This window comes from Nostoc sp. UHCC 0870 (genome assembly GCF_022063185.1).
Lineage (GTDB): Bacteria > Cyanobacteriota > Cyanobacteriia > Cyanobacteriales > Nostocaceae > Trichormus.
Genome location: NZ_CP091913.1, coordinates 2287183 through 2310772 on the forward strand (window position 1 = coordinate 2287183; position 23590 = coordinate 2310772).

Here is a 23590-nt window from a genome sequence, read left to right on the forward strand (position 1 = left end):
TGATTTTCATAAATCTTTTTATATACAATCCATCACAACTACTTATAATCATTTATCCAACTGCAACAAAGTATTGACTAAATCAGTAGCAGTGACCACATAAATATCACCAGCATTATTACCAGGAATATCGACATCACCCTTTGTAAAGCAAAGCAGTCCAGTCACTTGCTGAGTACCTTTTAAATACCGGACTTCTGTAGCTTGACCTTTTACCTTGCTGATTAAATCACCTTCCTCAAAATCATAGGTATTTCTGCCATAACGCTTTCGTAGATAACCTCTTTCATAAACTTTAGTACCACCATGTGACTTGACATCAATCACGTACCAATTGCCTTTGGGAGAGTGCAATACTACATCTGCATCTCCCCATCTCCTAATTCGTAGGTTGTATTCTACTTGCCATCCTTGACGTTGCAACGGGAACAATAATGCAGCTACTTGGGTTTCAGCTTTAGCACCGTTTTGAGCATCACCAGCACGTTTCATGAGGTGTTGCCCATTGCAGTATAGGTAGTAAGAAGTTGTGAATCCCCCTAAAAACAAGACTATTCCCACGGAAGAATTACTGAAGATACTTACTAAAAATAGTGTGCCAACAAAAACACCCCCTGCCAGAGCATAGCGCAAGATGGCAGACTGCTGTCTGTGCTTACCCAATTTACGGATATATTCTCCGGGCTGTCTTTTTTTTGGTGGCAACATCTAGAAGATTGCTTTCAGTATTTATTCCTATTTTTTGCTACCATGCCATAATAATCAACAATAAAAGAACCTAAGAGGGTCATAGTTGGGGTAATCGCGTTAGCTACTAGGATATTGACGAATAGGGGAAGAAATTTTAAAAATCCTCTTAATTGTTTATAGTACAAATATATTGGGATGTTTTCAATGAATTCTAACTTCCATTTCTATCGAAATAACCCAGAAATTAAAGCTATTATTAAAGATTTTCTTAACAGAATTGCTAATAACCAACATGGGGAAAAGGATATTAAATTCTTAGAACAACTACTTAATCTTAATCCCCAAGTTGAAATTGCATGGCAAATGAGGGAGAATATTGTCAATATTCAGGAAGGGAAGGACATACACATAGGTAATCGCATTTATAGCGAGTGGAATCAGGAAATGATAGAAGCCTTAGTTAAAGCCATTCAAACAGTAAATCATCAAAATAATTTAGATTTTAATAGTAGTGACATATCAGAAAATATTTTTATTGATATATCAGTAATTACACAAAATAATGAGAAAAACTATAATACAAATAAAGAGCCAAGAGTGAATTATAAAGTTACAAAAATAAATGATGTTATTAAAATCAAAGGCTCTATAGAGCCAATTGAAGATGATTATGTTCTATCCAGTTCATTTAGTTGGGATTATCCCGACCTTGATGTTAAGATACTAAATAACAGCAAAAATACCATATTTATTACAGCAGCACTTTTAGAAATAGAAGAAAATAGATTAGATCCTTATCCTGTTTTGATAACTAAACCTTATCAAGCTCGTTATGAAGCATTCCAGTTATATCTGAAAAATCTAGGATGGGGCGATGTACAAAATTTAAAAGCTCGTTTTCATTTAATCCCACTCTCACTTGAAAATGGGAAAGATAGAATAGAACCAAACTTTACTGAACCGTATCCTCATGAAGTTGTAGTAGAAAGTTTTCGGCAGCGTGATCGTTCCATTGATATTAGTACAGCATTTTGGGATGCTGGAGTTGATATACATAAACTAAAATCACTTAACTACCATAGAGATTTAGATAAAAAAGCTCCTTTATACTTTGGTTCTTTTAAAGCAGGATCAGCTTATGTTTGTGGAGATTGTTTATACTTTGGTCATTTCAAAACAGGAGTAGCTTATGTTTGCGGAGAGCTTAATTTTCAAGCATATAATATTGAAGGTCTGTTAGAAGAAAAGACTCTCAAATTCTCAACTATAGTCAAGTTGTTTGATGATCTTGTTTACTGCTTGTCCCCTGCGCTACCAACTGTTAGATATGGAACAGAGTTTCAAGTTGAAGGTGAGAAATACGAACGGAGAGTGGAAATTTCTCATACTTTAAAACCAGGTGAAGCTGATCGTTTTACCATCACAATAGGTATGGATAGGTCTTCCCGTCACAGATTTAAAGTGAAATTAATTTGTATCAATGGTGCAGAAGTTTTATCACCCATGATAGAAATGCTTACTGTGATACCTAACGATCCTTACTATTCTTCTAAAACATTTCAAGAGAAAGAACGCCTAACTTCCCAATACATTTAGAGCAAAATTTTGCGGACTGTGAAAAGAACGAATGCGACAAGCATCTTCAGCAAAAGTACAATCAAGTGTCCAATGAGCCTCGTTTTCAATGCCCCAGTGTTTTCGGATAGCCCGACCGATAAGTTGAGCATCACTATGTAAAGAGGTGAGATAAAACTGAACTTCGCGGGTAGTTTTATTCCAAAGATGACGCACGCGGACGACCATAACCGGCGTTTGCAATCCTGCCCAGCATTTGGGTTGATAAAGCGTACCAATTGCCGTCACGGGTACAGTCCAAACTTCACGAATTTCTCGGCGATGATGTCCTTTCTCAATGCGTTTGTCATAACTTCCGGTTCGCCCATTTTTTCGGGAGATAGAAAAAAGCCTACTCAGGAGTAAAAGATTGACCAGCAAGTTGAGTGTAAATAGTAGTCGGGAACCCAAGCGAAACAAGAATACGGTTCTGTAATGGTGAAAGAGCAGTTAAATGGGCATAAACTTCATTTTTCACCTCAATCAACAGCAGCGTAATTTCTTTAAATGCCGCAAGAACAAGTTCAGCAGTGGGACGTGCAGTTTCTCGTTTAGGATTGCCAACATAAAGTCCAGCAAGCTTTTCTTGATTTTTCTCCAGATGGCGACGAACCTGAAATTCTAAAAGGGTCAACACTCGCAAACCAATTGAAAGTAATCGAATCAAACCAGTAACATGGTCTTCACGTTGTAAATAAATCGGAGTTAAAGAGAGAGGAAAGCCTTTAAGGCGAGAAAATCCTCGTTCTGTTAAGTACTCATCTCTATAAGCCCGAACTGCTTGCTTCAAGGTCAGTTGAGCTTCAGTTTTATTAGTGACATAGACACGCCAGCCTAACAGTTGAACTTGTTGTCGTAGTTTAAAAACAAAATTTTAAAAATTTATCGCCATAGCAATCCTATTTGATTTAAAAAAATAGGCAAGCTTAGATACCCAACTTATTTGAGAGGTTGGGTATCATGCTACTCATTAATGATTGAGTAATTCTGTATCCCATAGCGTATAAAAAATTAAAACTGGTATTGCCTACTATTTTTATTTAAAAATGACATTCATGTGTTTTACAGACACATGGATGTCATTAATTATTAGCAATATTAATTTTTATAAAGATAGTATTTTCAAATAAAATAACTATGTATTCTTGAGATCAAAGATAAGATTTCACCTAAAGAAAATAATCCACAGAAAATCTTACAAACTGAAAAATGTTAATAGCTTTATTTAAAAAACATTTATCTTTCTTGTCATTCAAAATAAATTACAAACTCTAATTAGCATTTTTGTGATGATGTATTTCTAAGAAAAAGGAGCTTTAATGCTGACTTATACTGACTTAAAGTTACGATTGCTAGAATTAAATATACCAGACAATACTCAAAAGATAGTGGAGCAAATCCGCTCATCAGAACCATTGAGAAGAGTAAGTAGTGCAGGCAGAAACGTCATCGGTTTCCATTCTAGCCAGAAGATGTGCAGAACTATACAATTTGAGTCTCATACAGTTGAACTTGTAGCTATCGAGCTTTTCTATGAGTACGACAACGACGTTCTTGAATATTGGGATCAGGCATTTCAATTTACATTGAAATACGAATCTAAGAATGGAAAGAATAATACCTCTGCACATATACCAGATTTTTTTGTTATCCGTCAGAATTCGCTTGGTTTTGAAGAGTGGAAACCAGAAAAAACTTTGGAGAAGTTAGCTGTAAATCAGCCAAACCGTTATCTTCAGGGAGAAGATGGTCTCTGGCATAGTCCTCCTGCTGAAGAGTATGCAAAGAAATTAGGATTTTACTATCGCCTTCGTTCAGATGCTGAGATTAACTGGATTAAGTACCGTAACATTAAATATCTCAAAGGATATCTTGATAAGAACTATACGGTAAGTCCAGAAATTGCTGCTAATTTAGTTTCAATTGTCACTTCCAATCCAGGCATCAGCTTGGCTCAAGTACGTGAGGAAGCAAAAGAAGCGACTATTGATGATATTAATGCCCTCATTGCAGCTAATCAACTATACATTGACCTAAGTGCTGCACCTTTAATGGAGCAAAAAAGAGTAAATATTTTTCGTGATCAATTAACAGCAGAAGCTTACACTGTTGTAGTTAAATCTTATACTCCGACAGTAGCAGATCAACTAAAAATTGTTGATGTTGATGTTGGATCATCCCTTCTTTGGGATGGTAAAGCCTTAACAATTACAGCAATAGGAGATACCAAAATTTGGTTGAGTGGAGAAGATGATCCTATAGGACTAACCCATACTGGATTCCATAAGCTAGTGGAACTTGGGGAGATAACTGCTGTGCAAACCCAAGAAGCATCAAGTATTAAGTCACAGGGATGGGAACAGTTTCTAAAAGCTAGTCCCGAAGTCTTAGAAGTTGCCAATCATCGCTACCAAGCGATCGCACCTTACCTGCATGGAAAACCTACACAATCATCAGACCAGGTTTATTCTGAGCGTACCATTCGATACTGGAAAGCTAAATTCCGAGATACTCAACAAAAATACGGCAGTGGCTTCATTGGTCTGATAGATAATAGACAAGCTAAAGGAAATCGTACTGCTAGATATTCAGAGCAAGCAAGAGAATTCATCTACAAGATAATCGAAGAACACTACGAAACGTTTACACAAAAGAATGTGTGGTCAGTTTACCAAACACTGATTGACGAGTGGGAAGAAGCAGGGATGATTGAACCTATTCCCAGCCATACAACTTTTTATGAAATGGTGAAACATCGTTCGGGTTATGTACAAACAAAGAAACGACAAGGTTCTCGTGCTGCTAACCAAAAAACACCACCCTTGCAGTTAAATCTCCAGACACCTCGACATGGCGATCGCCCTTTGGAAATTGTACATATTGACCATACCTTACTCGATATCGAAATGGTATGTGCATCAACAGGTATGAATCTTGGCAGACCTTGGGTAACAGCGATGATTGATGCCTTTAGTAGAAGAATTATTGGAGTTTATACCACTTTCGATGCGCCTAGTTACCGCTCTTGTATGATGGTACTGCGAATATGTGTACAACGTCTTGGACGCTTTCCTGAGACTATTGTAGTTGATAACGGTAAAGAATTTAAAAGCATTTATTTTGATACACTTTTAGCTCGGTTTGAAACCAATAAGAAGCACCGACCAGCAGATATGCCGAAATTTAGCTCTATTATTGAGCGTTGGTTCGGTACAAACAATACACAATTCATCAACAACTTAAAAGGTAATACTCAGATTACAAAACACGTTCGTCTAGTTAAGAAAGCAAATAATCCAAAAAATTTGGCTGTTTGGACACTTGATGAATTTTATGACTACTTTGCTAACGGATATTGTTACGGAGTATATGAGCAAAGGAAACATCCTGCTCTAGAAGGACTTTCTCCAGGTGAAGCCTTTGCTCTTGGACTTGCTCATAGTGGCTCTCGTCCCCATCAAAAGATTCTTTATGATGAGCAGTTCAGAATTTTGACTTTACCTTCAACATCTAAAGGGACAGCAAAAGTTCAAGCTAGCACGGGAGTAAGGATTAATGGTCAAGATTACTGGTCTATAGATGATTCATTTATTCGTCCAGATATTGAAGGCAAACAAGTACCAATACGCTATGACCCATTCGATTATGGCACTGCTTATGCCTATGTTCAGAGACAGTGGATACGCTGTCTTTCCAAGCACTACAACAAATTTCAAGGTCACTCAGAGCGAGAGGTAATGATTGCTAATACAATTGCCGCACGGAAAAGACAGCTTCACAAAAAAGGTATTGCATCTGGGGTAGAGAGTATTGCGACACTGCTGAAAAATGCAGAATCACATGAGGAATTGCTGCTTCAGCGTCAGCGCGATTTAGCAGTAAAAGATGTCCGTGACTTAATCGAAAGTAGATCAGTTTTACCCAATACTTCTCAAAAAACTAATATCTCACAGGCTATACATAGCTTGCCAGATGCAGATTCTACTGACAGCGAAGTGAAAACAACAGACGATGATGTTGTTGATTTGAATGAGATTAAACCCTATGACGATGAGGAATTGTGGTAATGAGCAACCAAAGAGCATTTCCTTTAGAACTTTTACAACAACCATCCTCAGAAAAATTGACATACTTCAAAGGGATTACCGTACCTCACAAAAATTTGAAGGAAGTGTTGAATGTACTAAAAACTAATATCCTTGAACCTGCTGACACCTCATTGTTTCTTGTATTTGGTTCAACGGGTATTGGTAAAACAACTCTCCGTTTGCGTTTGGAGAAACTCATTCTTGAAGAATTTCTGGAGGAGTTACGCCAAAATCCTGGACTAATTGCTGTAGCTGGTGTAGAAGTTAATTCTCCAGCACAAGGTAAATTTAATCAATCAGATTACTACATCCGAGTTTTAGAAAGCTTAAATGAAGTCTTAATTAGCTACAAAGTTGATTATGCGATTTCTGATGACCCGTCTGGTGACTTAAAGCCCGTTCCTAAGACTAAACAGAACAATGCCGCAGCATTACGTCGCTCAATGGAAAAGGCGTTTACTCATCGGCAGTTAAAAGCTTTTATGGTGGATGAGGCTCAACACCTCTTTGCTATGGCTGGTGGACATCAGTTACTGAACCAGATGAATTGGATTAAGTCTATTGCCAATCTCACAAAGACAGTACACGTTTTGTTTGGTACTTATGAGTTACTTAACTGTTTTACAGTAAATGGACAAGTTGGTAGGCGTAGTCAGGACATTCATCTTGCCCGCTATCACAGGGAGTTTCCACAGGATTTAGCTGAGTACAGCAGAGTAATCCAGACTTTTCAGCGTTACTGTCCCCTTCCAAAAGAACCACAGCTTGAAAATCATTGTGAATATTTTATTGATTACTCTGTTGGTTGCATCGGAATTCTTAAGAACTGGTTTGTTCGTGCGCTACGTATTTCTCTAGAAGAAGATGCCAAGACTTTAATACTTCAGCATTTCCAAAAGACAGAACTATCTCCAGCCCGACGTAAGCAAATCCGTCAGGAGGCAGAATCAGGGGAAAAACGTTTGGAAGAACTTCTCAAAGATGATGAAGAAATTTATAACTCTAATTCCAACAAAAAGAGATCCACTCAATCTCGTAACCAACGCTTAGGTGAACGCAAACCGCAAAGAGATCCAGTAGGAATAGATTCGTATGAAAATTAACTTGAATTTGCTTGATGAATTGTTGGATTTAGAAAAACCAATTATCCCTCCTCGTAGCCGTTTGTTTTCCTTAGAACCAATAGGTTTAGGAACACCTTATGTAGAAAGCTTGACGAGTTATGTGGTTAGACTAGCGGAAACTCATTCCATTACCACAAGCAAGTTGGTTACAAGTGAGATTGTTCCCATACTTAGGCAAGAGGATAGTTCCTACACCTCCAAAAAGAATTCTTATATTTTCAGCAGTATTGGAAGCTCTCAAGCAAGAGGTGCGTTGAACGGAACGGGTGTAATGTCAAGTAATTTAGTTCAAGCACTGACAACCCTAACGTTACGTAGTGACTTATGTTTCCTGACAATGCTTCCTTGGGCTGAAGTTATTGCTTCACAAAAGGCCTTATCTAGACACATAAAAGCTTGGTGTCATATTTGTTATAATGAGTGGCAAGAACAAGAGCAGGTAGTATACGAGCCTTTAATCTGGACATTGGATGTCATTAAAGTTTGTCCACGTCATCATCAACGCCTACAGACTCAGTGTCCTCATTGCCATAAACAATTGCTCGCATTAGAAGAAAAAACCCGCTTGGGCTACTGCTCAAAATGCCAGGGCTGGCTTGGTGTTGTTTCAAGAATAGATTCCGACATTCAATGTTTATCAGAAAATGAGTTGTCTTGGCAAATATGGGTAGCAGAAAACATTGGAAAGATAATTGCAACTGCACCTCATTTAGAATCTTTTCCAAGTAGAGAAGTAATTGGAAAAATAATTTATGAATATGTTAACCAAGCCACCAAAGGCAACTACGCAGACTTTGCAAGCTTTATCGGTAAGTCTAGAACTAATGTGAGTGAATGGTGTTCAGGTAGGAAGATTCCTAAACTTATTACAACTCTACAAATTTGCGAATTTTTGGGTATACCTCTACTAGATTTTTTTAGAGGAATAATCCATCCTATTAATCACCCTACCATAAACAAACAATATCAAAAACAGAAACTACAAAAATTAGATTTAGCTCAACAATTAGGATGTGACGACGGCAAAATATACAGGCATTTTCCAGATTTCTATCATATTATTTCAGCACGATATTTACGTTATCGTCAGGCGCATCGTCAGGAATTGGCTCAAAAAATAAGAGAAGATGTTCGACAAGCAGCACTTAAACTCCATGCAGAAGGCAAAAACCCTCATGGTAAAAGTGTTGGAAAACTCCTCAGTAAGCCAGGAATCATGTTGAATAAAGAAGCTCAAGTTGCCTTACGTCAAATTCGCCTTGAATTGGGCTATGAAAAATAGGCAAATAAAATGCTCAAAATCCACAAATTTTGAGAAAAAGTCTTCTTAAATAAGAAATTCAACAGATTTTGTCCAATTTAAATATGTTGCATCAAAGAACCAATGATTTATGGGATTTAGAAAAACCCATTATTACGGAACGTAGTCACCTCAATCACCTGAAACCAATTTGTGTTGGAACAACAATGGTGGAAAGCTTAACAGGATACATTGCTAGATTGGCAGATTCCCACAACGTATTTCCAGGAATTCTCATATCAAGAGAAATTGCCCCATTTCTCAAGGAAATTTTTCTTAAAGACAGCAGCAGCAGAGGTTTACGCGCCTTATTCCATCGTGCCACAGCTTTAAATGGTACAGGAGTTATGGCACTAGATTTTGTAAATTCACTTGAAAAACTAACATCTCAAAGCAATTTGTGCTTTCTTACCTTGCTTTCTTGGGCTGAAATAATTCCCCCTAGAGGCTTGTTTAATTCCTACAAGACATGGTGTTCTGCTTGTTATGAAGACTGGTACTTATCAGGGGAAGTTATATACGAGCCTTTAATTTGGAACATCAGTAATTTTAGGGTGTGTCCCTACCATCATCAACGTCTTCAGAATATATGTCCTCATTGCCAAGAAGTAATACCCCTGCTCACTTGGAGATCACGACCAGGGTACTGCTCAAATTGTGGTGGATGGTTAGGTAGAAATGACAGTAAAACCTCTACAGATGAATTTTATCGGCAAGGATTTTTATCCAAAGAAGAGTTGGAGTGGCAAACGTGGGTAGCAGAGGTGCTTGGAGAATTAATTGCTGCTATCCCATATCTAAAAACTCCACTACCAAAAGAAAACATTGCAAAATCCCTTGGTATAGCGATAGATATGGTTTCTGAGGGAAATTTAGCGGCTTTTGCCAGTCTACTTGGACTACCAAAAAATACAGTATGGATGTGGAAAAATGGTAAAGCTGTACCCCAAATTGATTTACTGCTAAGAATCTGCTACTTTCTAAGAGTCACTTTATTAAATTTCCTCACATCAGAAGATATTGCCAGTTGTATCAAGATAACAATAAAGCCACCTTACCAGCGATCGCGTAAACCAAGAATATCCCCAAAGTCGTTCGCCCTGGAGCAGGTACAGGATGCTTTACTAGCCGTAGTTAGAAGTGGCGAAATACCGCCACCAGCAATGAGAGAAGTAGCTTTGCAGCTTGGATATGATAGGAGGACAATCCTACAACATTTTCCAGATTTGTGTCATACTATTTCTGCTAAATACATTAGTTACCGCAAATCATTACGTCTGGAAAATATAGAACTGTCTTGCAAGGAAGTGCAACAGATTGTTGTTAGGCTGTGTAATGAAGGAATCTATCCGACAGAAAACCTTGTATCTCAGTCTATGACCAAGCCTGGATATTTGAGATATAAGGAAGTCCGTGCTACATTGCAGCAAGCACAGACAAATTTCTCTGGGTAGGCAGATTCATCACTCAGAATGGTCAAGACCAGGTTTAATTGAATGTCAAATTTTTAAACCATAACTTTGCCGGGGAAGTTTTAAACCATAAGGTTGCCGTTGCGGCAATATTATGCTTTAAATCACATGAACAGCGACATTCAATTTGTGAATGTACAATGGACGTAACTGGATTCGAACCAGTGACCTCTACGATGTCAACGTAGCGCTCTAACCAACTGAGCTATACGTCCTTACCACACGATTTATGAGTATAGCATATTCTTCTTATAAAGCCAATATTCTTTCAAAAAATCTCTACTGCTGAAGTCTGTTCTTGGCTTGTGATATTAGCGTTTGTGCTTCTGCGTAGGCTGTTGTCCCAGACTTCACTGTACTTAGCTGGTTGATAATTCCCTGAATTTGCGCTTGAAACTGCTGTTGGTCGGAAGGAGGAGCAGCAATTAACCTCTGAATTTCCTCATTCGCCTGTTTCAGTAATAATTGTGACTCTATCTCAGCTTGTAGTCGAGTCTCGATAATGCCTAAATTAGTTTGATAAGTCGCTAGCAACTTCTGAGCTTCTAAATAACCGGGTTCTTCTACCCGAATGGTTTGCAATTGCTCAATAGCGGTTGACCATAATTTAGCAATTTGCTTCCATTGCATATCTGTATGGGGTGGATTTTGGGCTGATTTAGCGGCTGCAAGGGCAAATTGTTTTGCACCCTCAATTAATTTGCTACTGCGGGGGTCAACAATACCCTGAATTTTGCTTTGGTAGCTGACTAATAACTTTTGGGCTTCTACATAACGGGGATTTTCTAAAGGAACTTGATTAATGCGGTTAATAGCCTGTTGCCATAATTCCGATGCAACTTTTGGCTGAGTTGGCTTGGCTTGTTCGGCTGCTAGGTCAAATTCTTGGGCGGCTGTGATGAAGTTACCAATACGGGCGTTTTCAAAATCTCGTTTGAAAGCGTTAAGTTTAGTTCGTGCTGTTTTTGCTGCTAGGGTTTGTTGAGGAATTTGTTCTAATTGGTCTATTCCTTCTTGCCAAATTGCGATCGCTTTTTCTCTATCTTTAGTATTATTAGCCTGTTCATATTGCTGCTTGGCCGCTTTTAGGGTTTCTTCGGCTTGGGAGAGTGGGACTAAAGCGTTTTTGTCTTGAAACACAATCGCTTCTATCCTTCCTACCCGTTGACGCGCTGTTTCAAACTCATCTACAGTAAACCGCCAGGTACAGCCAAATAAATTACAGTACGCCTGGGGATAATACCCTAAAAACCAAACTGGTAAATTATCTAAATTTTGTTTTGCAGCTTTGACTTTTTCACCACCGCGTTCAATATCTGCTGGGCTAGTAGCTTTATTAATTAATTGGTCTGCTTGTTCCAGGTTGTGAATTGCTCCCCGATAGTGATAATCCATGTTGATATAACTAGGCAATAGCAGGATGGGTACAGTTTTCGCTACAGGCCAGCGAATCATCGGATAAGGCAAATTCACTACCCAAAGTACCCCAGCCGAAGCACTCACAAAAATTGCTACCCACTTGATTTTGCTAAAAATACCAGGTGGTTGATTAACTTGTACAGCTTGTTTGAGAATTTTCTCGCTGAATTGTGGATATATGTCCACAACTGTTTCACGCAGTTCATCTAAACCAACTGGAGAGCCTTTTTCTGTCCGCAGTTGTTCTAACCGGTTAATAACTATTTCTTGTTCGATTTTACTCACTTGGTCATTACCAGTGCATTTCTGTATTTCCGCTAGCAGTAGTTTCCAGGCTTTTTTGTTAAGGCGATACATAGATTAAAGCTGTAACTTATAAATCTAGTATTCCCATAGCTCATCAGAAAAATTACCAAAATTTACCACAGTCAAACAATCAGACTCATCAATAAAGATAATTAAATCTCTAAAAACAATTGCTAAAATCTATAAGTCTGATAAGAAAAACTTGATAATACAAATGTCAACTGCTTTAATTACCGGTGCATCAGGTGGTATTGGTAAAGCCTTTGCCCAAGAATTAGCTGCACGTCAAACTAATCTAGTTCTTGTAGCTCGTTCAGAAGCAAAGCTACACCAGCTTGCTCAAGAACTACAAGAGAAATATAAAATCCAAGTAGATGTAATAGTTAAAGACCTCACAGAAGCAGATGCTGCGGCGGCGGTATTTAATATTACTAAATCTAAGGGATTAACTATTGATTTGTTAATCAACAATGCTGGTTTTGGAGATTACGGTGATTTTGCGGAAAGGGATGGGGAACGCCAAGTTAAGATGGTACAGTTAAATGTTTTAGCTTTGGTAGATTTAACCCATAAATTTCTACCATTGATGCGACAACGCCGTTCAGGAAGCATTATTAATGTATCTTCAATAGCCGCATTCCAACCGATACCATACCTTTCTGTATATGCTGCAAGTAAGGCTTTTGTGTTGAGTTTTAGTGAAGCGTTGTGGGCAGAAAATCGTGACTATGGCATTCGTGTCTTAGTTGTTTGTCCTGGACCAACGGAAACCAGCTTTTTTACTGAGGCTAGATTCCCTATGGCTTTTACTAGTAAAACCAATAAAATTTCTACCCCTGAAGAGGTAGTAAACGATGCTTTAAATGCTTTGGGAAAGGGAGTTTCAACGGTAATTAGTGGCAATCTACTAAGTAAAATAATTACGAATATGCCGCGATTTTTACCGAGAGAAACCCTTGTACATATTTTAGAAAAACAGTTTAAAGCTTAAGTGACGAACAGTGGATATCTTTCCAAGAGATGTTGGTAAAATATCCACTGTCAACGCTGTAGAAAGTATTCACAATGTTAAATAGTTATACAGTCAACGTTGTGTAAATTGTGATATAGATAAAACAAAGTAAGATGGGGTAGTTCATTTGACTGTTGGTTCTGGTTGGGGTGAGTTGTCTACTTGAGTTGGGTCTTGGGTTAAAGGTGTCCAGTAACTGGCAATTAGGGCAACCATCAGCCACCAGAGGGTATTGACTTCAGGACGAAACCAGATGGTGTCTACTGTACCGTGAGCCAGCATCCCTAATAGAGTTGCAAATGCCCCAATTAACCAAAAGCCTTCTAAATTACCGGATTGTCGCAATCTGCGTAACTGTAAAAGTGCAGTATTGGAAATGACAATTATTAACCAGAGAAAACAGCCAAGACCAACAAAACCCGTTTCTACAGCCACCTCTAGGAAAATGGAATAGGCACTCAACGCACTATAACGAGGACGCTGGTAAAGAGGATAGATTTTATTAAAAGAGTTGTGACCTGGGCCAATACCGATAATTGGCCGATCGCGAATCATCTCAAATACAGCATCCCAAACATTGCGGCGAAAATTATTACTGCTATCTTGGCGATCGGCAAAGATGCTAAAAACCCGTAATCGGACTGGTTCAACAAATATCACTGCTACAATCAATAACCCAATCACGCCTCCTAAGAGTATGGGTAGTGACCAAGTGCGCCAAAAATCTGGTAGTTGTACACTCCACCAGTAAACTAACAAAACGATCGCCGCGAATACTGCTACCAATAGCCCAATCCAACCACCACGACTAAAAGTTAAAATTAGGCAAGTAGTATTAACAATCAACATTGTTAATGCTAAAGATTTTTTAACCCAACCTTGCCAAGCAAAAATAGCTACCAGGCTAAAAACTACAGCCGGGACTAGATAACCAGCTAACAAGTTAGGATTACCCAAATAACTATAAACCCTAGTAGTCTTAGATAAAGAAGATGTTGGGTCAACCCAAGTAGCTAGTTGTACTGCACCAAAACGCCATTGCCTTAAACCATATACACTGACAATCAATGACACGTGTAAGTAGATGGTGATGATCCAAGACCGCAAACGAGGCGATCGCAGTACCCTAGCACACAAGGCAAATAGCAATAAATACAGCGTTAATGTGATTAAATCATTTAAAGCTGCTCTTGGTACGGGTGATAATGCCGTTGCGACTATGGCAACCCCCCAATAAAGCAACACCAGCAAATGAATAGGAGTAGCAAGGGAAGTTCTGATTGAGGCTGGTTCATCAGTTAAGGTCAACAATAGCCAAAATCCCACACAAGCTAAGAGCAATACTCCTATCAGGGTACTAGAGACAAAAGGGGCAAGAGCATATATTAAACTCAGTAAAGCCGTAGCAATTACATCTCCCCACTGAAGTAAAACACTAGTTTGCCGCCAAGAAAACAACAATCCCACTAGAAACTTATGTAAATAACTAGAAGAAAGATATTGTTTAAGCGGTAAATACGATAAAGTAAACCGTTGCCAGACTAAATTCATAAAACCCACTTTGATCAATTAGCAAGCCCTTTTAGCACGTGGACTTGATCATATAGCGGCTCATTATAAAGTAATAATCCAGATAGCAAATTGGTAATTGGTAATTCGGTTGTTAATAATAGCTACCATAACAGTCCTCTCTAGGGCAGGGAGCATCAAGAAATATTACTCGTTTTTGGGGAATTATTTAATTGCAGTGGTAGAGTCAGTACATAACGATGCCCTGATTGTGCTGAACCTTGAATAGCAATTTGTCCACCATGTAATTCTGCCAATTGACAGCTAAGTAACAGACCTAAGCTTTCTCGTGACAAATTACCTTCTCCTGGAGTTAAGTCTTCTTCAGGATCTACAGCCGAAATATTTGGGCGATCGCCATTTAGATTTTGCAACTTTTCTAGTGTGATTGGCAAACTCCCTGTTTCCTCATGACTATCGAGATGGATACTATAAGGGGCGGTTTCGCCAGCCAACTCCATCAGAGTCAATGAATTGAGGCGGAAGTAAGGGTCAACCTCAGTAATCCCATCTCCTAACCAGGGATGGGAAGCCCATACCGTGATATTGAGTACATTTTCTTTGTAAGAAACGTGAATACGAATAATGCTACCGGTCGCAGAAAGTTGAATCACGCTAAAAATTAGGTGATATAGTATTTGCCGAGCTTTATCTTTGTCCAAAGGCCAAATTCGGCCACGTCCTGGTTCTATTGACAAGCGAATATCTTGCTCACGGCGATTAGCTGCTTCTTCCAAAGTATTAATCGCCTGCTGACAAAGCATTTCCACATCTACAGGCACTACATTGATGCTAGTAGCATTCTTATCTATTGCTGCTAGTTCGGTAATTTCATTAACTAAAGAAAGTAAGTACCGACCACTATGTTGGATGATATCTAGATATTCTCTTTGTTTAGTGGTTAAAGGCCCGTAAATCTCCCTTCCTAAAACACTGGTCATCCCTAATACGGATGTCAGAGGTGTGCGTAGTTCCTGAGTCAGTTGTGCTAGAAGTTCTAGTTTAATTTGCTTAGTTTCCTGAGCTTCTTTGTCTAAATTAGGTGAAGTGACTTTGGTGACTTTGTGAACTTCCTCATTGAGTAACAAAGGAGTAGAGTTATTCAAACTCAATTTGTCGGCTTTTTCTAACATCAGGAGACGATTTCGCTCAAATTCGCTCATACTCCAACGAGCTATAATTTGTAAAAATTCAATGTCTCGATTCGTAAAATTACGTGGTACTAGATCCATGACCGCCAACGCGCCTAAGCAGTTACCTGTAGCATCAATTAGCGGCGCACCTAAGTAAGCACGGATGCCATAATCTTGTACTAACTTGCTCCCGACTAGTGAGGTATCTGTCAGTTTTTGCGTATCGTTAATTACCAGAGTTTGAAGACTTTCTACAACCTGAGTACAAAAAGACTCGCCCCGCAACAACTGGCGACTTTGTGCCAAATGATTCATTAAGCCTAGCCTAGATAAGCCCACAGCCGATTTGAACCAATGGGATTCTTGATCTATGAATCCTAAAACAGAAATTGGTGCTTCCAAAAAGTGAGCAGCTGTTTGAGTCGCCTCTTCAAAAACGGGGATTGTTTCTGGGTGACGCAAACCTAATTCTGACAATACTGTGAGACGTTGCTGTTCTCTTGTTTCTTGAGAAGCCCAACCATCTTTAAGGACAAATAATTTCTTATCCGGCTCTACCATTGCCATCTCTACCTTAATAATTGCTCGATACTGTAATTTATATAACCACTGTGACTGGGTTATGATTTACTATTCTTAAGCATTCCCCAATTTGGCTGCTGACAAACAAGCTGTAAACAAAAATTTTGTACATTTTCTGTAAATAGGGTACGTAATTGTATAGCGTTAGTTTATTGTTCGTCCAGGGTATCCTAACTTTAGGAATACAGATGTCAGCAGCATCAGTAATCTAGTCAGTATTTTCATAATCAATATTGCGATAATAGCAAACTCGGTTGCATTATCCTGTATCTAAGGCAAACTGAAATAAATGCCGCCTAATTCCTGAACTATGGCTCATAAGTATAACTCTGTAATCAGCAAAATTCCTGATTTTTATTTTTCTGAAAATAATTAGCCCAGCGACCAAAATTTATTATATGAATACATGGCAAACTTAAAAATATTGATAATTATTTTTGAATTAAAATAAACTATGATTTGCATCTAAACTAGCTATTTAAGTCATTATTTAAATCAATCAAAAATGGGTATAGAAATAATATTGCTGAAGTTATTGGGGCTTTCAGAACTTTTGATTAGCGGCAGTAACAACTTATAATTTTATTTGGATACATTATTTTAAATTTTTTAATAAAAAATAATTGGGGTTGATATATAATTTCGATCAAGTTTCCGTTACATTTATATATGTAAATAAAGTCTAGCAAATTAAATCAGAGGATAAGTAACAATGACCAATATAAAAATTCCTTTTGTAGACCTGAAGTTACAACACGAGCTAATACAAAATGATATCAAACAGGCAATTGAGACTGTATTGGAGCGAGGGGATTTTATTTTAGGAAAAGCATTAGCAGAATTTGAAATAGCATTTGCTCAAGCTTCAGGCGCAGAATATGGAGTAGGTGTAGCATCGGGAACTGATGCGATCGCGTTAGGTTTGCAAGCGTGTAATATTGGGGCTGGGGACGAGGTAATTTTACCAGTCAATACCTTTGTAGCTACCCTGATTGGAGTTTTACAGGCGGGAGCAAAACCCATTTTTGTAGATTGCGATCGCCAAACTGCTTTAATTGATTTAGAAGCCGCAGCCAAAGCTATTACACCACGGACTAAAGCCATTATCCCAGTTCATTTATATGGGCAAATGGTATCACCCAGGCAGCTATTAGATTTTGCTGATACCTACAAAGTTTTAATCTTTGAAGATGCAGCCCAAGCACATCTAGCACACAGAGAAGGATATCAAGCTGGTAGTGTGGGGACAGCAGCAGCTTTTAGTTTTTATCCCAGCAAGAATTTAGGTGCTATGGGAGACGGAGGAATGATAGTCACCCACGATGCAGAAATAGCCCAAAAAGCTGGCCGGTTAAGAAATTATGGCTCATCCCAAAAGTATGTTCACATTGAAATGGGTACAAATAGCCGTTTGGATACATTGCAAGCAGCTATTTTATTAAAAAAATTACCACACTTGTCTCAATGGAACAGCGATCGCCTCAGCATAGCCCAACAATATGATCTAGAACTAGCACCCTTAGCCTCTGCTGGTATTATTCCCATGCAAAACCAAAGTGGTGACGGTCATATTTATCACCTTTATGTGATTAAAATTGATGATAATTGCCCCATAGACCGTCAGCAACTCCAAACAGAACTAACAAAAGCAGGCATTCAAACTGGTATTCACTACCCAATTCCTTGTCATCTCCAACCAGCTTTTACCAACCTCGGCTATAAAAACGGAGACTTTCCCCAAGCGGAAAAACTAGCCCAGCAAATACTATCCTTACCGATGTACCCTGGTTTGAGCCATAGCCAAGCCAGAGAGGTTGTAGCTGCTATCACCAGTGTAATTAGTGAAGTAGCAACCAAGCCTGCACCTACTACTGAAGTAGTGTAGTATATTAAAAGTTACAATATTTTTCTTTACGCCTCCGTGCCTCTGTGGTAAAAGAAGCAATCCTTAACCACAGAGACACTGAGAAACTATTAACTGAATTGCTGAAAATTATGGCACTTCAACAACAAATAAAAAACACAAACACAACCCAATTACTAGGTATCGGAATTTTCAGCCTTTTAGTGCTGCTGTACGCGCCCATCTTACTCCACTGGGTAGACGGTTGGCTACACAAAACTATTAGCATCGAACACGAATATTTTAGCCACGGTCTTATCGGTCTACCATTTGCAGGTTATCTGAGTTGGAAACACCGAAAACAGTGGCAACGCCTACCCAATAAAACCCATCCTTTGGGTATAGCTTTATTAGTTATTGGCGGAGTGTTTTATTTAAGTGGTGTGACAGAGTGGGTAAATCTTTCCTTACCCATAATACTGGCAGCAGTATGCCTTTGGTTTAAGGGTTTTCCAGGATTAAGACTACAGGGATTTTCCCTAATATTAGTATTTCTAGCAACTCCCACCGCAGTACCTTACCTGATTGCGCCTTACACCTTCCCTCTGCAAAGTTTTATTGCAGGGACAGCAGGTTTTATCCTCAATCAGTTTGGTATGCAAGTAGTTGTTGATGGCATCAACATTTATGTAGGGGGCAGAATTGTTGAAGTTGCTCCCTATTGTGCAGGGTTAAAAATGCTATTTACCACTATTTACGTCAGTTTAATGTTGCTCTATTGGACAGGTGCTTTATCTTCTCGTCGGGTAACAGTTTGGTTTTTATCCCTTGCCGTGATTATCAGCGTTATTGCCAACATCATTCGTAACACCTTACTGAGCTTCTTTCATGGCAGTGGTCAGGATGCCGCTTTTAAATGGTTACACGATAGTTGGGGCGGCGACCTATATTCTGCCCTCATGTTACTTTCCTTAGTACCTCTATTGAATTGGCTAGATCAATATTTGTCAGCACCGCCAGAAACAGAACTAGAAGCCGAAGGATTAATGAGTAATGAGTAATGAGTGCTGAGTGCTGAGTAATGAGTGCTGAGTAATGAGTGCTGAGTAATGAGTGCTGAGTGCTGAGTAATGAGTGCTGAGTGCTGAGTAATGAGTGCTGAGTAATGAGTAATGAGTAATGAGGGGAATTGGGAATTGGGAATTAATTATTTTCTTTATCCAGTCCCCAGTCCCCAGTCCCCAATCCCCAGTCCCCAGTCCCCAGTCCCCAGTCCCCAGTCCCCAGTCCCCAGTCCCCAGTCCCCAGTCCCCAGTCCCTCTTGACACTAACCATTAATTTTACTGAACCTACAGTGTCATTTTTTCAGGTAAAATTTTGCGTAAATATAGCAAATTTTACCGATGATTCCCTTATCTAAATTTTCTAAATACAAGTATTTAACTTATCTAACAGTTCTGTTACCGTTGCTAGTGCTACTAGTAACAGGAGCAGTTCCGGGATACTTAACAGGAAAATGGCAATGGAAACAACCACCACCTGTTACCAATCTCAAGTTATTAAAAGATATACGTAGCAAGGGTTTAACTTTGCCAGGGTGGAAAACCCTTGAACAAGTAGAACAAGAAATTGGCACAAATAAATGGTCATTGCAACTTATTCAGCAAGAAAGCTCACAAAAAAAAGCTATCTTGCTCTTATTGCCGCAAAATGGCCCAATGGATCAACCGGAAATCGAATGGACAGATATTAGCGGATGGGGAAAGTCTCGTTGGGGAAAATGGGATATAGCGCAAGAACGTTCGGCTGAGTTCATTGTCAAACAATTACCCAATCAGATTAATACCCAAACCAAAGTAGAAGCAAAATTCTTTCGCGCCTCCACAAATCAAGAAACCTTTGCTGTCTTACAATGGTACGCTTTACCAAATAGTGGATATTCATCACCGTTTCGCTGGTTTGTAGCTGATCAACTTGCACAATGGCAGAAAAATCGTGCGCCTTGGGTTGCTGTCAGTATTATTGTGCCTATAGAACCTTTAGGCCAGGTGGAAACTACTTGGCCATTAGCACAGTCTATTGGTGAAACAGTACAATCCACATTAATGACAGAAGTTTTTAACGCGAATCAATGAGTGTCATGACTTCTGGCAATATATTCTAAAGTCAGCAATGTTAATATTTACGAGTTCTTATATGCGTGTATTGAGCGGCCTGTGTTGTGTAAGTTTTCAATTAGGGCTTTTATTAAATACTTTTCAACCTGTTTTAGCTCAAACTTTACCAGCTGAAGGTGAATTACCAGTCAAATTTCCTTCACCTCCACCAGAAACTGAGGTTGCACCAGCTAGCACGAATAACGAAATTTCTCCTCAATTTAACCGATACTTGTTGGGGCCAGGGGATAGCATTAACGTCACCTTTGAACGTCCACCTGGCCCTTATCGCTTGGGGTCAGGAGACGTAATTAGTGTAATTGTGCAACGCTTTCCAGATTTAAGCTTTCAAGCTGGAATTAACCCAGAAGGTAACATCATAGTTCCGCTCCTAGAAACAGTGCCACTGCAAGGTTTAACTTTACAAGAAGCCCAAGCAAAAATTCGCTCTTTGCTGAATAAATATGTCATTGATCCCGTCGTCGTTTTATCTTTGACAGGGCAGCGTCAAGATTTGAGTTTTCAAGCTCAAATTAGTCCAGAAGGCACTATTGTAGTACCACAAGTTGGTATAGTTTCTATCCAAGGTTTAAGTTTGGAAGAAGCAAAAGAAAAAATTGGTTTGAGTTTGAGCCGTATTTTAGTAAATCCAATGTTAGTGGTGTCTCTAGCCAGTCCTCGTCCTGTACAGGTAACTATCAGTGGGGAAGTATTTCGACCAGGTATTTATAATATTTCCGCCGCTTTACCCCGTGTGGCTGATGCTTTGCTGATAGCTGGTGGTTCTAGCATTGGTGCTGACTTGAGACAGGTAAAAGTACGTCGTCGGTTAATGGATGGTTCTACCATTGCCCAAAATATTGACCTGTATGGGACACTGCAAAATGACGGCTCACTACCTAGCTTACGTCTACAAGATGGCGATGCTATTATTGTGCCACGGCGTGAAATTGGCACAGATGACGGTTATGACCGGACTTTAGTCTCTCGTTCCTCCTTAGCTATACCGCAAATTAGAGTCCGAGTCTTAAATTATGCAGCTGGGGGAATCGTGACGCAAGCACTGCCGAACGGTAGCACCTTTGTAGATGCCTTGGGTGGAATCAATCTTGATACTGCTAACCTGCGGGATATTGCTTTAGTGCGGTTTGACCCAGAACGAGGGAAAGCTGTAACTCAATCGTTAGATGCAAAGAAAGCTATGAATGGTGATGTCGCGCAAAACGTGCCACTGCAAGATAATGATGTGATTGTAGTTGGTCGCAACCTAATTGGCAGAATAACCAACTTTCTTAGTACAATTACTCAGCCATTTTTCAATGTGCGTTCCTTCCTGAATTTCTTTGAAAACTTTGGCGGCAGAAATTAAAATATTTGTTTTTGAGGTATATGGCTTGTAAAGGATAAATCAAGAATGTAGCAAAATGAAACACGGGGGTGACTAATGAATCGTCAATCATGAATAATAACAGTAACTATAATGACAACTAGCGATCGCCGATTCTATCCACCCTCGTCTGTTTACCGATGCTTCTGTTATGACCCCACCAATTGTTAAGCGTTACGTCATTGCTTTTGAAAAATACAAATGGATTGGACTAGCCAGCTTTGCTTTAATTGTGGCGGGGTCAACAGTCGTCGCCATCCAACCCGATCCGCCACCCACCTATGTAGCAGATAGCTCATTAACCTACTCTCGCCCACCAGTCTCTTTCTCTGCTACTGGTAGTGAAATTCAACAACAAGGTCAAGAACTCAATGAGGAAGTATTGCTCTCAGACCAGTTGATTGAACGTGTGGGAACAAAAATGAATGTCTCACCAAAAACCATCGGTGAAAGCGTCGCACTGAAGCTACCCAGGAGAAATGCCCGGACTGGACAATTAGAATCTAATATTATTGAACTCAAGTATCGAGACAGCAACCCCAAACGCGCCCAGGAAGTGTTGGTGGAATTGATGCAAGCGATGGTGAAGTTGAGTAGTGATATTAATACGGGGCGTTTAAGAGCAATTATTGAAAAAATTAATGAACGGATACCGGATGCTAAGTCAGAACTACAAGCAGCCGAACAGAGGCTAGAGATTTACGATCGCCGGGAGCGTCCTGCTATATTGGCAGCTGAAAACGGTAGTCTGCTGAGTGCAGTCACCAATAGCCAAAATCAACAGCGTTTAATTCAACAAACTGTTGCGGGGATTGATGCCCAAATTCGCAGTTTACAAGATAAGTTAGGCTTAAACGTCGGTCAAGCTTATGTTTCCTCTGCCTTAAGTGCCGACCCAATTCTGGGCGATTTACGCGCACGCCTGTATCAAACTGAATCACAGATGACTTTACTGCAAAAGGATCTGCGACCAGAACATCCCACTATGATTCAGTTACAGCGTCAAAAACAAGCCAGTGAAGAATTGCTGCAACAACGAGCAGCAGAGGTGATAGGTGGTGATGGTACAGCCGCACCTCTGGCGGGGAGTGTAACGGGTATTCGCGCCCAAAGCAACCTCGACCCAGCAAGACAACAGCTAGCAAACCAGATGGTAGCTTTACAAACCCAACGGGAAACCTTAGAACAACAGTTATTACAGCAAAGACGTGAAGAACTGCAACTACGTCAGGAGTATTCCCAAATACCTAATAAACAACTAGAGCGATCGCGCCTAGAACAAGAAGTGGGACTCAAAAAAGCAGTTTTTGACCAAATGCAAGCCAAGCTAACTGATGCCAAAACGGCTGAGGCAGAAACAGTTAGTAGTTTTAGTGTAGCCAGACTACCTTCTGTGATTGCTGATGCGAAAAAACCTAAGAGTGTACCCTTGACGTTAGGTGTCGGTGGGTTCTTAGGATTTTTGGTTGGTGGTGGGGTAATCTTCTTATTGGGTTCTCTAGAAGGCACTTTCAGAACCAGAGAGGATATCCGCGACAGTCTAAAACAGCGCGAAGTAGCCTTACTGGGCGAATTACCGTTGATGCCTGTGGATGATTTACCACCAGAAGGAATACCTGTGGTTCTATCTTCCGAATCCCTGTATTTAGAGTTTTATGAGAAGTTCCGCAGTAACTTGCGCCGGATTGGAGGCAGAAACTTAAAGGTAGTATTAATTACGAGTACAAGTAGTCAGGAAGGTAAAACCACCAGTGCTTACAACTTAGGTATAGCGGCGGCGCGTGCTGGCAAAAGAACTTTGATCATTAGACATCTCCGAAAACAGTCAAAGCCTTTGTTTGGCTAGGCTGTAGCCACTAAATGCAATCATCTTAAATTAGCTATTCTGTACGATG

Annotated in this window: 15 protein-coding genes, 1 tRNA gene and 3 pseudogenes; 11 read left to right on the forward strand and 8 right to left on the reverse strand. The window is 39.6% G+C overall.

Annotated elements, in window-relative coordinates:
• Positions 1–48: 48 nt before the first annotated feature.
• A complete protein-coding gene (locus tag L6494_RS09950) occupies positions 49–708 on the reverse strand; it encodes an NERD domain-containing protein (protein ID WP_237994328.1) in 660 nt (219 codons plus the stop codon).
• Between the two features lie 186 nt (positions 709–894).
• Here L6494_RS09950 and L6494_RS09955 point away from each other — a divergent pair, with 186 nt between their 5' ends.
• On the forward strand, positions 895–2286 hold the full coding sequence (locus L6494_RS09955; protein WP_237994330.1) for a hypothetical protein: 1392 nt from the start codon (positions 895–897) through the stop codon (positions 2284–2286).
• Here L6494_RS09955 and L6494_RS09960 read toward each other — a convergent pair.
• Positions 2284–2610: pseudogene (locus tag L6494_RS09960) on the reverse strand (ISAs1 family transposase); the annotation flags it as partial. The gene L6494_RS09955 and the pseudogene L6494_RS09960 sit on opposite strands and share 3 nt — an antisense overlap.
• A gap of 46 nt (positions 2611–2656) precedes the next feature.
• Positions 2657–3163, reverse strand: a pseudogene (locus L6494_RS09965) (IS1634 family transposase); the annotation flags it as partial.
• 460 nt (positions 3164–3623) lie between these two features.
• Here L6494_RS09965 and L6494_RS09970 point away from each other — a divergent pair.
• From L6494_RS09970 to L6494_RS09985, 4 genes are all read left to right on the forward strand, one after another.
• Positions 3624–6371: a Mu transposase C-terminal domain-containing protein gene (locus L6494_RS09970; protein WP_237994334.1), complete on the forward strand. Its 2748-nt coding sequence runs from the start codon at positions 3624–3626 to the stop codon at positions 6369–6371.
• On the forward strand, positions 6371–7495 hold the full coding sequence (locus L6494_RS09975) for an ATP-binding protein (RefSeq protein WP_237994337.1): 1125 nt from the start codon (positions 6371–6373) through the stop codon (positions 7493–7495). Before L6494_RS09970 ends, L6494_RS09975 begins: the two co-directional genes overlap by 1 nt.
• Complete coding sequence (locus tag L6494_RS09980) at positions 7485–8798, forward strand: TniQ family protein (RefSeq protein ID WP_237994340.1); 1314 nt, start codon at positions 7485–7487, stop codon at positions 8796–8798. Before L6494_RS09975 ends, L6494_RS09980 begins: the two co-directional genes overlap by 11 nt.
• A gap of 83 nt (positions 8799–8881) precedes the next feature.
• Entirely contained in the window at positions 8882–10270 is a 1389-nt protein-coding gene (locus L6494_RS09985; RefSeq protein ID WP_237994342.1) for a TniQ family protein, read from the forward strand.
• Positions 10271–10429: 159 nt separating this feature from the next.
• On the opposite strand, the gene L6494_RS09990 is transcribed toward L6494_RS09985, so the two are convergent.
• Positions 10430–10503 (reverse strand) — tRNA-Val (locus L6494_RS09990).
• 64 nt (positions 10504–10567) lie between these two features.
• Positions 10568–12064, reverse strand: a complete 1497-nt coding sequence (locus L6494_RS09995) for a hypothetical protein (protein WP_237994344.1) — start codon at positions 12062–12064, stop codon at positions 10568–10570.
• 163 nt (positions 12065–12227) lie between these two features.
• On the opposite strand from L6494_RS09995, the gene L6494_RS10000 reads away from it, so the two are divergent.
• Positions 12228–13004: an SDR family NAD(P)-dependent oxidoreductase gene (locus L6494_RS10000; RefSeq protein ID WP_237994346.1), complete on the forward strand. Its 777-nt coding sequence runs from the start codon at positions 12228–12230 to the stop codon at positions 13002–13004.
• A gap of 144 nt (positions 13005–13148) precedes the next feature.
• Here the strand turns inward: L6494_RS10000 and L6494_RS10005 are convergent, their stop codons facing one another.
• On the reverse strand, positions 13149–14576 hold the full coding sequence (locus tag L6494_RS10005) for an IctB family putative bicarbonate transporter (RefSeq protein WP_237994348.1): 1428 nt from the start codon (positions 14574–14576) through the stop codon (positions 13149–13151).
• 155 nt (positions 14577–14731) lie between these two features.
• Positions 14732–16288 (reverse strand): GAF domain-containing sensor histidine kinase, encoded by a 1557-nt coding sequence (locus L6494_RS10010; RefSeq protein WP_237994350.1) that lies wholly within the window; start codon positions 16286–16288, stop codon positions 14732–14734.
• Positions 16289–17021: 733 nt separating this feature from the next.
• Here L6494_RS10010 and L6494_RS10015 point away from each other — a divergent pair.
• A complete protein-coding gene (locus L6494_RS10015; protein ID WP_237994352.1) occupies positions 17022–18194 on the forward strand; it encodes a DegT/DnrJ/EryC1/StrS family aminotransferase in 1173 nt (390 codons plus the stop codon).
• Positions 18195–18304: 110 nt separating this feature from the next.
• Positions 18305–19213, forward strand: coding sequence for a cyanoexosortase B (gene crtB / locus L6494_RS10020; RefSeq protein WP_237994354.1), 909 nt, complete (start codon positions 18305–18307; stop codon positions 19211–19213).
• Here crtB and L6494_RS10025 read toward each other — a convergent pair.
• On the reverse strand, positions 19196–19480 hold the full coding sequence (locus L6494_RS10025) for a hypothetical protein (RefSeq protein ID WP_237994356.1): 285 nt from the start codon (positions 19478–19480) through the stop codon (positions 19196–19198). The two genes, crtB and L6494_RS10025, sit on opposite strands and share 18 nt — an antisense overlap.
• A 75-nt stretch (positions 19481–19555) precedes the next feature.
• Between L6494_RS10025 and L6494_RS10030 the strand changes: the two genes are divergently transcribed.
• The 3 genes and pseudogenes from L6494_RS10030 to L6494_RS10040 form a co-directional block, all read left to right on the forward strand.
• On the forward strand, positions 19556–20287 hold the full coding sequence (locus L6494_RS10030) for a cyanoexosortase B system-associated protein (RefSeq protein ID WP_237994358.1): 732 nt from the start codon (positions 19556–19558) through the stop codon (positions 20285–20287).
• 37 nt (positions 20288–20324) lie between these two features.
• Entirely contained in the window at positions 20325–21677 is a 1353-nt protein-coding gene (locus tag L6494_RS10035; RefSeq protein WP_237994360.1) for a polysaccharide biosynthesis/export family protein, read from the forward strand.
• A gap of 169 nt (positions 21678–21846) precedes the next feature.
• Positions 21847–23526, forward strand: a pseudogene (locus tag L6494_RS10040) (GumC family protein); the annotation flags it as partial.
• Between the last annotated feature and the right edge of the window lie 64 nt (positions 23527–23590).

Bases quoted from the DNA above. Each gene is read 5' to 3' on its own strand.
- L6494_RS09995 (WP_237994344.1), bottom strand. From the start codon at position 12,064: ATGTATCGCCTTAACAAAAAAGCCTGGAAACTACTGCTAGCGGAAATA.
- L6494_RS09955 (WP_237994330.1), top strand. From the start codon at position 895: ATGAATTCTAACTTCCATTTCTATCGAAATAACCCAGAAATTAAAGCT.
- L6494_RS09980 (WP_237994340.1), top strand. From the start codon at position 7,485: ATGAAAATTAACTTGAATTTGCTTGATGAATTGTTGGATTTAGAAAAA.
- L6494_RS09950 (WP_237994328.1), bottom strand. From the start codon at position 708: ATGTTGCCACCAAAAAAAAGACAGCCCGGAGAATATATCCGTAAATTG.
- L6494_RS10005 (WP_237994348.1), bottom strand. From the start codon at position 14,576: ATGAATTTAGTCTGGCAACGGTTTACTTTATCGTATTTACCGCTTAAA.
- L6494_RS10030 (WP_237994358.1), top strand. From the start codon at position 19,556: ATGATTCCCTTATCTAAATTTTCTAAATACAAGTATTTAACTTATCTA.
- L6494_RS09985 (WP_237994342.1), top strand. From the start codon at position 8,882: ATGTTGCATCAAAGAACCAATGATTTATGGGATTTAGAAAAACCCATT.
- L6494_RS09970 (WP_237994334.1), top strand. From the start codon at position 3,624: ATGCTGACTTATACTGACTTAAAGTTACGATTGCTAGAATTAAATATA.
- L6494_RS10010 (WP_237994350.1), bottom strand. From the start codon at position 16,288: ATGGTAGAGCCGGATAAGAAATTATTTGTCCTTAAAGATGGTTGGGCT.
- L6494_RS10015 (WP_237994352.1), top strand. From the start codon at position 17,022: ATGACCAATATAAAAATTCCTTTTGTAGACCTGAAGTTACAACACGAG.
- L6494_RS09975 (WP_237994337.1), top strand. From the start codon at position 6,371: ATGAGCAACCAAAGAGCATTTCCTTTAGAACTTTTACAACAACCATCC.
- L6494_RS10000 (WP_237994346.1), top strand. From the start codon at position 12,228: ATGTCAACTGCTTTAATTACCGGTGCATCAGGTGGTATTGGTAAAGCC.
- crtB (WP_237994354.1), top strand. From the start codon at position 18,305: ATGGCACTTCAACAACAAATAAAAAACACAAACACAACCCAATTACTA.
- L6494_RS10035 (WP_237994360.1), top strand. From the start codon at position 20,325: ATGTTAATATTTACGAGTTCTTATATGCGTGTATTGAGCGGCCTGTGT.